10 protein-coding genes and 2 other annotated features are annotated in these 12,785 nt (G+C 41.1%); of the genes, 4 read left to right on the top strand and 6 right to left on the bottom strand.

Annotated elements, in window-relative coordinates; genetic code table 11:
• Positions 1 to 62: 62 nt before the first annotated feature.
• A complete protein-coding gene (gene thrB, locus BW947_RS03380) occupies positions 63 to 1,025 on the bottom strand; it encodes a homoserine kinase (protein WP_076496911.1) in 963 nt (320 codons plus the stop codon).
• The gene (thrA, locus tag BW947_RS03385) at positions 1,022 to 3,490 is read right to left on the bottom strand and encodes a bifunctional aspartate kinase/homoserine dehydrogenase I (RefSeq protein ID WP_076496912.1); all 2,469 of its coding nucleotides are present in this window, start codon (positions 3,488 to 3,490) and stop codon (positions 1,022 to 1,024) included. The genes thrB and thrA overlap by 4 nt, the downstream gene beginning before the upstream one ends.
• Before the next feature lie 29 nt (positions 3,491 to 3,519).
• Positions 3,520 to 3,644, bottom strand: a sequence feature (Thr leader region).
• 472 nt (positions 3,645 to 4,116) lie between these two features.
• On the opposite strand from thrA, the gene slyD reads away from it, so the two are divergent.
• Positions 4,117 to 4,776: a peptidylprolyl isomerase gene (gene slyD / locus BW947_RS03390; protein ID WP_076496913.1), complete on the top strand. Its 660-nt coding sequence runs from the start codon at positions 4,117 to 4,119 to the stop codon at positions 4,774 to 4,776.
• 186 nt (positions 4,777 to 4,962) lie between these two features.
• Here the strand turns inward: slyD and trpR are convergent, their stop codons facing one another.
• The gene (gene trpR / locus BW947_RS03395) at positions 4,963 to 5,238 is read right to left on the bottom strand and encodes a trp operon repressor (protein WP_076496914.1); all 276 of its coding nucleotides are present in this window, start codon (positions 5,236 to 5,238) and stop codon (positions 4,963 to 4,965) included.
• A 189-nt stretch (positions 5,239 to 5,427) separates the two neighbouring features.
• Here trpR and BW947_RS03400 point away from each other — a divergent pair, with 189 nt between their 5' ends.
• Complete coding sequence (locus tag BW947_RS03400) at positions 5,428 to 5,877, top strand: c-type cytochrome (protein ID WP_076496915.1); 450 nt, start codon at positions 5,428 to 5,430, stop codon at positions 5,875 to 5,877.
• Between the two features lie 78 nt (positions 5,878 to 5,955).
• On the opposite strand, the gene BW947_RS03405 is transcribed toward BW947_RS03400, so the two are convergent.
• Positions 5,956 to 6,648, bottom strand: coding sequence for a cytochrome b/b6 domain-containing protein (locus BW947_RS03405; protein WP_076496916.1), 693 nt, complete (start codon positions 6,646 to 6,648; stop codon positions 5,956 to 5,958).
• A 299-nt stretch (positions 6,649 to 6,947) separates the two neighbouring features.
• On the opposite strand from BW947_RS03405, the gene hpf reads away from it, so the two are divergent.
• The gene (gene hpf, locus BW947_RS03410; protein ID WP_076496917.1) at positions 6,948 to 7,316 is read left to right on the top strand and encodes a ribosome hibernation-promoting factor, HPF/YfiA family; all 369 of its coding nucleotides are present in this window, start codon (positions 6,948 to 6,950) and stop codon (positions 7,314 to 7,316) included.
• 1,441 nt (positions 7,317 to 8,757) lie between these two features.
• Positions 8,758 to 8,874, top strand: a sequence feature (Phe leader region).
• A gap of 41 nt (positions 8,875 to 8,915) precedes the next feature.
• Positions 8,916 to 10,910 carry a chorismate mutase gene (locus tag BW947_RS03415; protein WP_076496918.1) on the top strand — a complete coding sequence of 665 codons (1,995 nt, stop codon included), beginning with the start codon at positions 8,916 to 8,918 and terminating at the stop codon, positions 10,908 to 10,910.
• 130 nt (positions 10,911 to 11,040) lie between these two features.
• On the opposite strand, the gene BW947_RS03420 is transcribed toward BW947_RS03415, so the two are convergent.
• Complete coding sequence (locus BW947_RS03420; RefSeq protein WP_076496919.1) at positions 11,041 to 12,345, bottom strand: cation:proton antiporter; 1,305 nt, start codon at positions 12,343 to 12,345, stop codon at positions 11,041 to 11,043.
• Between the two features lie 43 nt (positions 12,346 to 12,388).
• Positions 12,389 to 12,724 (bottom strand): hypothetical protein, encoded by a 336-nt coding sequence (locus BW947_RS03425; protein WP_076496920.1) that lies wholly within the window; start codon positions 12,722 to 12,724, stop codon positions 12,389 to 12,391.
• Between the last annotated feature and the right edge of the window lie 61 nt (positions 12,725 to 12,785).

Below are 12,785 nucleotides of genomic sequence, written 5' to 3' on the forward strand. Positions count from 1 at the left end.
TACTTAAATACTGATTTTTTGATATTTAACCGTGATATTTAGCCTTAATGCCAAAAAAAGCATTAATCGACTCTACGCGTGCCCTGCTCATCAAGGCGACACACATGGGCAAAGCCACCCGCCTCGGTTAAATAATGCTGCTCTAACCAAGCTTTAGCGGCATTAGCTGTGGCTAAATCGTCAGTAATCGAAAACAGTGTGGGACCGCTGCCCGAAATACCCGTAGTCAACATGCCTAAATCGGCTAAGGCAGCTCTAGCATTGTCGTAACCCGGAATGGCAGCAGCGCGATAAGGTTCAGCTAATACATCCTTTAATACGCTGATCGCCAGCTTAGCGTTTTGTTGATAAGACGCATGTACAAAGGCACTTAAGTAACGACCAAAATCAATAGTGACAGCTTTATCATATTGATTAGGCATGAGCTTACGCATCATCGCCGTTGAAAGTGAAATCCCTGGGTAAGCTACAACCCAATACCAGTCTTTAAAACTCGGTATCGCTTCACAAATTGTGCCGGGCACATTAAGCATCAATTGCATGCCACCCAAGTAACAAGGGGCCACGTTGTCGTAATGCACACTACCGCTAATTTTACCTTCAAACTCCCCCATCAACTCGAGCAATGCTTGCTCGTTATAGGGTCGATTAAAATGTTCATTCAAGGCATATAATGCCGCCACGACAGAGCTTGCACTCGAACCTAATCCACTACCAACAGGTAGGTTTTTTTCCAGTGTCAGTGCCACGCCTTCATCTACTTTACCCTGCGCTGTTAAAAACTCTCGACTAAGAGTTTTTAAGAAAAACTCGGCACACTGATACACTATATTATCTTGCGGATTTTCAGGAAGTTTATGAGCCCAAGCGCCAGTTTGCGCCAAAATCACACCCGATTTTGCTGCAGCAATCGTCACTCTGTCACCAAGTAAACTGCCATCGATAGGCGCCAATGCCGCGCCCAGCAAATCAAATCCTACGCCCACGTTACCCATAGAGGCTGGTGCGTAAACAGTCAAACTCATACGCTCACCTCACGAGTCCAATTCAAAGTTCTTAACACATCGGCAAACGCACCAGCGGCGGTCACCTCCGTTCCAGCGCCGTAGCCGCGCAGCACAAAGGGGATTGGTTGGTAATAACGACTATAAAATGCCAAGGCATTTTCGCCGCCTTTAACGCTATATAGCGGATCTTGTGCATCAACTTCCGCGATACGTACACGGCACACGCCATCCTCAATTTGCCCCACATAACGCAGCACTTTACCTTGGGCTTTGGCCTGCGCCACTTTAGCAGCAATAGCAGCATCAACCTCTGGCAAACGCGCCATAAAGCTTTCAACATCGCCTGAATCATCAAACTCGGCCGGCAATACAGACTCAACCTGCACATCACTGAGCTCTAACTTTAATCCCACTTCACGGGCAAGAATTAACACTTTACGCGCCACATCCATACCGCTCAAATCATCACGGGGATCGGGTTCTGTAAAACATTTATCCCTTGCAAGACCAGTTGCTTCTGACAGCGTCATGCCCTCATCAAGCATGCCGAAAATAAAGGATAAGGAGCCCGATAAAATACCGTTAAACTTATGCAGTTTATCACCTGCAAATAACAGTTTTTTCAGGTTATCGATAACAGGTAATCCAGCGCCTACCGTGGTTTCGTATAAGAACTGGCGACGCTGTTTTAATGCCGTTTGGCGCAGCGCTTGATAATAAGCATAATCGCGAGTATTAGACTTTTTGTTCGGCGTGACCACGTGTAAACCTGAGTTCATCACCTCTAAATACAGATCCGATACTTGCTCGCTTGAAGTGCAATCCACCAACACAGGGTTCAGTAATTGTTGTTCTTGCGCCCATACGAGTAACGCTGGGATATCACAGGCTTGCTGGCTATCGGCAAGCAAGCTAGACCAGTTATTTAAATCGATACCCGCACTATTGAGTAACATCTTGTTTGAATTGACGATACCGCAAACACGAATGCTGATGTGCTGCTCTTTGAGCATGGAAGATTGTTGTTTTATCTGCTCAAGCAGGCCAGCGCCCACGTTGCCGCAACCGACTAAAAACACATCTAAATATTGCTGCACATCGAAAAAACCTTGATGACAGGCCGCAACTGCATGCTTAGTTTTACGCTGCTCGATGACCGTCGAAATCGACCGTTCAGACGATCCTTGGGCAATGGCAATAATGTTCACGTTTGCCTGTGCTAAAGCTTGGAAAAAACGTGCAGCAACTCCTTTGTGGGTACGCATACCATCGCCAATTAACGAGATTATGGCCAGATCGTGTCGCATTTCAATTGGCTCAAGTAAGTCACTTTTTATTTCTAATTCAAACTCTTGCTCTAAGGCCCATTGCACTTTTTCCGCCTCAGCGGTGGCAACACAAAAACAGATACTGTATTCCGAAGAACTTTGAGTGATTAAAGACACCGACACACCGCTGCGGGAAATTGCCGCTAAGGTACGGCTCGCCATACCGACCATGCCTTTCATGCCGGGGCCTGAAATATCAAACATGGTTTGATTATCAAGATTAGAAATCGCTTTAACCTGCAGGCCACTCTCATCGGCTTTATCGGATACGAGCGTGCCCGGCGCTTTAGGATTAAAACTATTTTTGATGTAACAAGGAATATGAAACTGGGCGATAGGTGCGATTGTTTTAGGGTGTAATACCTTTGCACCAAAATAAGACAGCTCCATCGCTTCTTGATAACTCAGTTGTGATAATAATTTAGCATCGGCCACAACGCGTGGATCAATATTATAAACCCCATCAACGTCGGTCCAAATCTCACAACTAGAGGCATCTAAACACGCAGCGAGCACAGCGGCGGAGTAATCGGAGCCATTACACCCTAAAGTGACGACCTTACCGTGAGCGTCTGCAGCAGTAAAACCTGGCATCACCCATACCCGTTTTTCGTCTAGCGGTAATACTTTAAATCTGGGTTTACTCAGCCCAATATCAACCACAGACTCAAGGGGGCTGCCACGACCTAAAAATAAAGCGCGAGGATCGAGTTGAGCCGAAGCGATCCCCTTAGATAGCATGATTTGTTCCATTAAGGCTGCAGATAAACGCTCACCAGCAACCACGATTTCAGCGCGGATGCCATCGGGACATTCTTGCAGTAATGCAACACCTCGTAATCTGTCTTGCCAGATGACTAATTGGGCATTGAGCCCTGAGAAAAGCAGCTCGCTTTGCTCACTCGATAACACTGAGTTAACCGCATCTTGGTACAAAGACGTAAATACTCGCTCGACATGCTGCAAGACTGGCGCATAGTTTTCACCTTTAACCGCAACATCCACCATTTCTAACAACGCATTAGTCACGGTTGCCGGGGCAGATAAAACAGTCGCCACCGACTCAAGTTGGGATGATTGGGCGATGATATCCGCCGACATAGAGAATCGCTGCCAATTTGCAAGCGAGGTACCACCAAATTTCATTACTTTCATCTTATTCTCCTGCACCGCGCCCGCCTAGAAACAAAAAAGCCCGCTTCTTTGTGGGAAGCGGGCTCATTAGTAAATTTCTTTAGGGTGTATCAGCCCGCCCCCACTATCGTTGTAGTGGTGGTTGTAATAATGGTAGTTACTACGAAACCGAGGCTATTCATACGTTTGGGCTAATCCATGTTAATTTCTGATAAACAGAATTGCTTTTTTTACCTACACTTGTCAACCCCTTAAATTAATTATTTATTAACAATTTACTGCGTTCGATGAAATAACCATTCAAGATTAGATATTGTGAGGTTTTCTAGGGGTAAAAATGCGATTTATTCAATAGTAAACTTTTAACGTCAACGTCAACAAGAGCCATAAGACCTAGGTAAACCAATGTTTTTAAACAACTTATATTTATCACCTTGATTAAGGCCACATAATTTGTTCTACATCATGATTCCGTTAAAATCTATAGGCTAAGTGTCAAAAATTACATTCATTATATTGTCGTATACGCAGCGCTATTTAATTCAAGGATAATAAAGCTGTGCTGTATCTAACATAAGCGACTTCAACTTATCGCCAGCGCTAAGAAAGCACGTTATTATGCGCGCACATTCTGAACCGGAGGCGATATGAAGATCACTCAACACAGCGCGGTAACTATTCATTACCGTTTATCAGATGAAGAAGGCAGACTATTAGAAGACTCTTTCGACTCTGAACCTATGCTATATCTGCACGGCACTGAAAACCTGATCCCAGGTTTAGAGGCCGCGTTAGAAGGTAAAACTAAAGGCGAAAAACTCGACGTTACTATTAGCGCCGAAGAAGCCTATGGCCCTTACCACGATGGACTACGCCAAGCTGTGCCATTAGAGGCATTTGGTGATATCGAAGATATCGTTCCAGGTATGCGCTTTATTGCTGAAACTGAAATGGGTCAACGCCCAGTTCAAGTTATGGAAGTTAAAGACGATGTTGTTATCGTCGATGGTAACCATCCTTTAGCCGGCCAAGCATTGAATTTCAGCGTTGAAATTATTGACGTTCGTGAAGGTAGTGCAGAAGAAATAGCACACGGTCACATTCATGCAAAAGGCGGTTGTGGAAGTCATGGACATGATCACGATCATAGTGGTGGTGGATGCTGTGGTGGTTCAGGTAAGGAAGAAGCCGGCGGCTGTTGTGGCGGTTCAGACCACGATCATGGGCATCACCATGAAGAGCACGAAGCCTGCGACACACCTAAAACAGGTTGTGATGGCAATGGCGGCTGTGGTTGCCGCGGCTAAAAAGCTTACGCAAAGGTGAACTAGAAATAGTGTATCCCTGAGCGATTGAACTAATGACATGGTTTAATATTTTAAGATGCATGCCCTTAATTTAAGGTCGTGCATTTTTTATACAAAAAAACCTGTGTGATAATGGTAAATTACTAACGGATAGTTGAGTATTGACTTGAAACTTACACTCAGACATTAGCTAATCAATTTTTGAATTTTGGCTCTATGTTCAGGTGACATATTTTTTAGATAATTAGAACAACGTGTAATAGTGGCGATACTCACCTTATACTCAGCGGCTATGTGTCTTTGGCTCATATTTCCATCCAGTAACAACTGAAATACCTTTAAGCGTCCAGCAACGGCACTACGTTCTTCCTCGGTTAACAATAAATGAAACAACACAGAAAGATCTTCATAGTTGCTATGGCTCAATATTTTTTCTAATACTAAATCCCAATTTGCTCGCATAATTACCCTCATAAGTACTGTTCAAGCATTACGTAAGGCAGTTTAACAGATTTAGCCTCTATAAAATAACTTGTTATGTTTAGATACTAATCTAGAAAAAAACTGAAAAAAATGCTTCTAGTACATCAAGTTAATTTGTGTACAATAGCAAGACAATGTCACACTTCAACGCTAATTTGTGAGAATATAATGAAAAAACTACTACTTACTCTCGTTGCCAGTGCTCTATTCGCTTCAGCTGCGCAGGCACACAATTTTGAAGAACCAAAAGATGCGATTGAATACCGCCAATCTGCATTTGGTCTTATATCTTATAACTTCGGCGACATGGCAGCCATGATGAAAGGTAAAAAACCTTTCGAAGCAGAAACCTTCGCAATGCGTGCAACCAACGTTGCAGCCCTATCAAAAATTCCATTTGAAGGTTTTATTGATGGCTCAGACAAAGGTGACACAGAAGCCTTAGCTAAAATTTGGCAGGACAGAGCTGATTTCGATTCAAAAATGAAAACCTTTCAAGAGAATGCTGCCATTCTTGCCACTGTAGCTCAAAAAGGTAACCAAGCTGAAATCAAGCAAGCCTTTATGGATACAGGAAAAAGCTGTAAAGGTTGTCACGACGTATATAAGAAAGACTAATGTTGTTCTGTTTATCTTATCGTCAACAAAAAGCCTGCTATTAGCAGGCTTTTTGTTGTTTCAAAACTAAGTATAAATCTACAACACTTGTACTATTGGCCAGATTAAATACACAAAGACCACGGCCGCTAATACAGTCAATAGTGCTAAAGCGAACCACTCTGACTTAAACGTAAGATCACTTTTCGAGCTTGATGACAATGCCACCTTAGAGACCTTTTTATAACCACTAAACATAGCACCGACTAACTTATCTCCTTTTATGGCATGAATAATCACTGCCAGTATGTGAATAGCACTTAGTAAGAGGATAAGGTTAAAGTTCATTTTATGTAGCCAGGTCAAAAAGCTACTGGTATCAGAACTCACATAACTATAAAGCGGACCTTCGGTAAAAATATCATCAGTCGCAAACAAGCCTGTGACTAACTGAAGGCTAATAATCCCTATCAATGCAACAACCATGTAGCCACCAATAGGGTTATGTCCAAGTACAACTGACACGCCCTTAGTCTTAATCACTTTTAAATAGTCCAGCGCAACTTTGGGATGGTGAACAAAGTGGCGAAATCGTGCGGTATCACTACCAATGATCCCCCAGAGGATTCTAAATCCAATAAGAACCAACAAACTATAAGCAAAAATCTGGTGCCACTGCATTTCGCCAGCATCAGCACTCCACCATAAAAGCGCTAATAGACACACCATGCCCCAATGGAAAATTCGCGTGGGTAAATCCCAGACTTTAATTTTAACGTGTTCAGTATTCATAAAATGGGCAAATCCAACGTAAACGAGTGAAATAAGTTCAAGTATTTTATCGGAGTTAAGGGGGGAACCTAAAGTAAATATAAGTAAACAAGGGCAAAGACTGCGGAGTTATCCCATCGAATATGACTCTATTTAGCAGGCAATACAAGACTTTTTGGCTAAGAATTATTGATATTTGTCTAAGCGATCAAATATCCAGCTAACGATATCTAACCAGCACAAAAGTGTGATGTAGATCTCGTTTTATAGTGCCAACCTTGGTAATCTGAAATCCAAGGAAACTGCAGAGGGTTTGAAATATGCTAAAGATTACTAGCAAGCAACTTGAAGTTACAGCTCCTATTCGTGAACGTATTGAAAGTCGTTTCGAAAAACTTTCAAGACATGATGTGCAAATGATAAATCCCCACGTAACCATTACAGAGGAGAAACCAGGTTTCAAAATAGAAGCATCGGTTGGCATCCCAAATGGTGAACTCTTCGCTCAAGCAAAACATGAAAACTTATACACTGCGATTAATGCTATGGGCCAAAAATTAGAGAAGCAACTCAATCGCATAACACATAAACCTGAAGCGCTGCGGTCTACGTCATTAGCACCGACAAATGATACTGCTGAAGAAGTTAACGACGAGTACAATGAGTACGAAGAAGAAGATGCAATATAAATTAGGCTCACTTAGTACAAGATACGTTTAATGTTGAAAGAATAAAGTATAACTTTAGTTAGATCGCAGATTTATAAATATATGGTGAATTATTTTTTGTAAAAAACACACGTTAACTAAATATCCACTACACTAAAAAAAGAGGCATATTAAGTAAAAACGATACAATATAAAATAATTTTAGACATGTTAAATTTCAACGTTCCAATTCAGGCTTAATAACTAAATTTCATATGGTCACCATTAGACATAACTAAGGAGCACTAACAATTTATCATTAACATTTAATTTTCACCTGAGAACCATTAAATATCGTTAAAAAACTAACATATATCACTTTAACATCTTAACAAAAATGGGGTGGAGTAAAAACTAACGTCAACGCAGGCTAATTACATTCACATTCAAATAAAAACAAGGAGCAAACCATTAAAATCCGAATAAAAATAAGGGGTTAAAATACTGGCTTGATACATAGAAACACTTCATCAATATAAATACAGGAGTAGGAGGTTTCACCACATTAAACCGTCTTTATTGCCACTTATCATTGTTACATAAGGTTGATTTGCAATTTGGCTCTAAGCTTTACCCTTAAGATTTAGTTATAATTACTTAGGGAAAAGACAGCCTAATCAATACTTAAACCAACTGCAGCAGTTAAAATAGTTAGTGATAACTTTAAAGAGAGGTAACCTAGTTAAATTCTTTAATATAACTATCGGATGTAATTCATTATAAAACTCAACAACGTAAAATCTCACTACACAGTTTTTAATTTTAAAATTTAGTTTTTACTTGATATTTCAACCGTAAGCATCTATATAATAGTTAACCAACATTGAAAGAGGAGGACATCTAGACTTGATAAATAATGTAATAGTTACAAATGAAAAAGCTTTACATGTTCTATATCTTAATACGTTAGATTCAAATGTAAAAAGTAATAACGTAAGTAGTAATACCTTAAACGCATGACAAGGCTAAGCTGTTTTTACAGCAACATGTACTTAGTACAAAAAATGAGCCGCAAATCGTTTATTCATAAATTTTCATTTTAATGTTATAGCTCCATATTTTAATGTTATAGCTCCATGTAGTTGTTAGTTTTCAAATAAATGCAAGATATATCAACGTAAGTTAGCTGGTACTGTAAACAGCATAGTTTCAACTTTATTCGCTATGCCGTCAAAAGTACTTATTAATGTTCAATGTAAATGTAAGTCGTTACCTAGTTAGTTGTTAACATTTTACTGTTACACGTAAATGTAAGATAAACGAGTGTTTTACCTTGTCCCATATTGACCATAAGGAGGATAAACTAGCTTGACCATATATAATACTCAAACCAGCGCACCTTCGGGTGCGCTTTCTTTTGGTACGCCTTTAGGAAAGTTTTGATTGACAGCTAAGCCCTAGCCCTTTAGCTTAAGACTATGAAAATAATAACTACAATTTTTTTTACTTTCTTTTTTATACCCTCACATTAGGAGGCGGATTTACTGTGTAAAAACGAAAGTAAAAATCCAAAGCCTCCCAACTGGGAGGCTTTTTTGTATTTAACGATTAATAAAATATATAACGGCAATTGAGGTCGAAATGCATACACCACAGCCTTTAAATCAAACCCGAGAACAGATTACTAATCTAGATAATGAACTGCTGGCATTACTCGCAGAGCGTCGTCGTTTAAGTTTAGAAGTCGCTCGTAGTAAAGAAGTCGATATTAGGCCAATCAGAGATACTCAAAGGGAAAAAGAACTACTCGCTCGACTAGTAAAAGAAGGGCGAGAAAAGGGATTAGATGCACACTATGTTCTCTCTCTCTACCAGAGTATTATCGAAGATTCAGTATTAAATCAGCAAGCTTACCTTCACGGCCGTGCCAACCCTGAAACACAGAAACAGCAGTATTGTATCGCCTATCTCGGTGCTAGAGGCTCTTACTCCTACCTCGCCGCTAGCCGCTACTGCCAACGTCGCCAAGTCGAAATGCTGGATTTAGGCTGCCAAAGCTTTGATGAAATAGTGCAAGCCGTTGAGTCTGGACATGCCGATTATGGCTTTCTCCCGATTGAGAATACATCTTCAGGTTCGATCAATGAAGTGTATGACGTACTGCAACACACGAGTCTGTCTATCGTCGGTGAAACTACAATAGAAGTAGGTCATTGTTTATTGGGGAAAGTCGGCAGTAAATTAGCAGATATCAAAACAGTCTACGCCCACCCGCAACCTATTAACCAATGCAGCAAATATTTAAGCCAGCACAAAGATTTGAGACTGGAATACTGCTCGAGCAGCGCAGAAGCGATGGAGAAGGTAAACCAAAGCTCTGATAATAGCACTGCTGCGATTGGCAGCGCCGAAGGCGGTGCCCTTTATCAGCTAGAGTCTATAGAAGCAGGCTTAGCAAATCAGAAGATTAATCAAAGCCGCTTTATTGTCGTTGCCCGCAAAGCCGTTGCCGTGCCAGAGCAGTTACCCGCTAAGACCACGTTGATTATGGCGACTGGCCAAAAAGCTGGTGCTTTAGTAGAAGCCTTGTTAGTACTGAAAGCACATCAGTTAAACATGAGTAAATTAGAGTCACGCCCTATCCCAGGAACACCTTGGGAAGAGATGTTCTATTTGGATATCGACGCTAATATCTCCAGTGAATCTATGCAGGCGGGTTTAAAACAGCTTGAACGGATCACGCGCTTTATCAAGGTATTAGGTTGCTATCCTTGCGAAACAGTAAAACCAACGCAGTTGAGCAACAGCCAGTTACTAATTGAACCTAACACGTCTAAGGGGCAAATTATTAGCGATAATGAAGCAAACACAAACCCTATTAGATATAGTAAAGCCTATAAAGAGCAAGCGAGTGAGATCAGCTGCGGTGCTATGTCTATCGGTGCTGGCCACATTGGTGCCATCGCCCAAATAACATTGAATAACAGTATTTCACACTTAGCGTTATCAGCGTTTGAACAACAAGTAAAGCAGCTTAAGGAAGTGGGGTTCCAAGCCATTTTGCTCAATGCTATTAACCAAGTTCCGATGACAGAAATGACGTTATCTAAACTACGTCAAATCCTGCACCAATATAATCTTGTATGCATTATTGCGATAGAACAAGAAGCTGATTTGCAGTTCGCCATTCAGCATGCTGATATGTTATTTCTCGCAGGCAAGCAGATGTTTAATCGAACCTTGCTCACTCAAATAGGCACATTACCCATGCCATTAATCCTTGAGCGTAATGATATGGCAAGCTTTGAGGAATTACTCACCGCGACAGAGGTGATCTTAAGCCAAGGTAATCAGCAACTCATCCTCTGTGACTCAGGCATTAGAACCTTAAATAGTGCTAACCTGCCCTCATTAGATTTAGCTAGCCTGATCCAAATTAAAGCCACCAGTCATCTCCCTATATTAATTAACCCTAGTTATGCGGTAGCAGAAGACTCATTACTCGTGCAAACTCAAGGTATTAAGCAGCTTAAAGTGGATGGGTTAATACTCAATTGCCCACTTAATAACAGTGATAATAATGAGTCGTTTAACTTAATGAGTGCTGTGGTGCGGGAGCTTTATCGAACTCACTAACGTGAGGCTAAAATTAAAATTAGTGATGATTATCAAAGGCTAATTAAATTTATCTCCATCCGGAGTCGCTTTTAAACCAGCTAGTCTATGTAACGACTAGCTGGTTTAAAATTATAGCCAAAATCATCTTTTATGTATTTTTAACAGCACCGACAGCTTTTGATGTATTGATGACTGAATTACTCCTACGGATAAGCCCTGCCATGGTAGAACCCTGTACTAAAATAGAAAATACGACGACGGCATAGGTCATCACAAGCAGCAACTCCCGTAATTCCACACCACCAATGGCATCTATCACTATGCCTTTAGGTAAACTCATTGCCATAGCAAGGGCTAACCCTCCTCTTAACCCACCCCAAATTAGAATAGTCTCTGCATAGGGGTTATATGATTTGAACAATCTAAAGCTCAAATAGGGTAATAATACACTCAAGGCACGTGCCAGCAGCACAAGAGGAATAGCCACAAACATAAACCACCACAATGGCGCCTTAAAAGTGACGAGCAAGAGTAATAAACCCAGTAACAGGAAGAGTAAGGCATTGAAGAAGGATTCAATTAGCGACCAAAACATGAGTAATTTAACTCGCTCATGGCGGGTAAAAAACTTAGGCACGCTGAAATTACCTATAATGATCCCCGCGCTCACCATTGCCAAAGGTCCAGAAACCCCAAGTACCTCAGCCATCACATATCCCGCGGTTGGAATAAGCAACGTGACCAGCATCAATTGTGTTTCTTCTTCACAATAGCGGAAAAAATGATGCAGTAAAAAACCCAGTACGCAGCCATAAATGACCCCGCCTACGGCCTCACGAATGAATAACTCAGAGATATGTATAAACGTTAGTGGCTCAGTGGAGAATGCTAATTGCGATATCGCCACAAAAATCACTAATCCTATACCATCATTAAATAAAGATTCACCTTCTACTTGGATAGCAATATCTTCCGGCGCACCCATTTTCTTTAAAATAGCCAAAACGGCGATAGGATCGGTTGGCGAAATTAGCGCCCCAAACAGCAAGCAATGGCTGAGTAATAAGGGTAACCCCAACATAGGTGCCAGCCAAAATAACAGCCCACCAATGATAAAAGTGGATAATAAGGTGCTAACAAAAGCGAGGATTAAAATCTCCCACTTCTGTTGCCTTAGTATTTTTAAACGGATCTGTAATGCACCGGCAAAAAGTAAAAAACCTAACATGCCATTGAGCAACAGCGCTTGAAAATCGAGCTTCTCTAGTCCTGAAACAAAATACAAATAAACGTCGCCGCCTAATGCTTTCCCTCCGAGGAGTAACAATAAACTCATTCCAAGGGAAATAGCCGTAATGGCCACTGTTTCTTGTAGTTTATGAACGCGAGAAGACATGACAGAAGTGATTAAAGCCAAGGCGCAGAGAAGACAGAGTATTTGGTAACTAGACATAGATGCCTCTAAATATTATCAATTTAGAGACTCTAACATAAGTTTAGATTTCTAAACCATCCAATAGACTTAACCAGCCTCTAATGATTCTGTTACAAAACCAAATAACCCCGAAGAAGTAAATCGAAAGACTGAGCCAAGTTTGCGGCACACAATAACCGAGCACTAATAAACCCAAAAAGGCGATATTAGAATGACGTTGCCAACGCAAATGTGATGCTAACAATGGATTGCCATGGGATTGGCGTTGAGAAAAATTAATAAACAGACTTAGCAGCACGGGGAGTAACAATAAAGGAAAACCCGACATTAAGGCGTACAACAAATGCCCAAGAGTACGATCTTCAATTTTTGTGGCATAAGTGGTTGTCATTGTCATTGAGAAACTCCAGCCAGACTAATGGACTGGGCGCAAACATTCTACGCCCTTGTCTTTAACC

The sequence above is a fragment of the Shewanella morhuae genome, from assembly GCF_900156405.1.
In the GTDB taxonomy this organism is placed as follows: domain Bacteria; phylum Pseudomonadota; class Gammaproteobacteria; order Enterobacterales; family Shewanellaceae; genus Shewanella; species Shewanella morhuae.

Excerpts from the sequence above, each read along its gene's own strand:
- thrB (WP_076496911.1), bottom strand. The coding sequence starts at position 1,025 with ATGAGTTTGACTGTTTACGCACCAGCCTCTATGGGTAACGTGGGCGTA.
- thrA (WP_076496912.1), bottom strand. The coding sequence starts at position 3,490 with ATGAAAGTAATGAAATTTGGTGGTACCTCGCTTGCAAATTGGCAGCGA.
- slyD (WP_076496913.1), top strand. The coding sequence starts at position 4,117 with ATGAAGATCACTCAACACAGCGCGGTAACTATTCATTACCGTTTATCA.
- trpR (WP_076496914.1), bottom strand. The coding sequence starts at position 5,238 with ATGCGAGCAAATTGGGATTTAGTATTAGAAAAAATATTGAGCCATAGC.
- BW947_RS03400 (WP_076496915.1), top strand. The coding sequence starts at position 5,428 with ATGAAAAAACTACTACTTACTCTCGTTGCCAGTGCTCTATTCGCTTCA.
- BW947_RS03405 (WP_076496916.1), bottom strand. The coding sequence starts at position 6,648 with ATGAATACTGAACACGTTAAAATTAAAGTCTGGGATTTACCCACGCGA.
- hpf (WP_076496917.1), top strand. The coding sequence starts at position 6,948 with ATGCTAAAGATTACTAGCAAGCAACTTGAAGTTACAGCTCCTATTCGT.
- BW947_RS03415 (WP_076496918.1), top strand. The coding sequence starts at position 8,916 with ATGCATACACCACAGCCTTTAAATCAAACCCGAGAACAGATTACTAAT.
- BW947_RS03420 (WP_076496919.1), bottom strand. The coding sequence starts at position 12,345 with ATGTCTAGTTACCAAATACTCTGTCTTCTCTGCGCCTTGGCTTTAATC.
- BW947_RS03425 (WP_076496920.1), bottom strand. The coding sequence starts at position 12,724 with ATGACAATGACAACCACTTATGCCACAAAAATTGAAGATCGTACTCTT.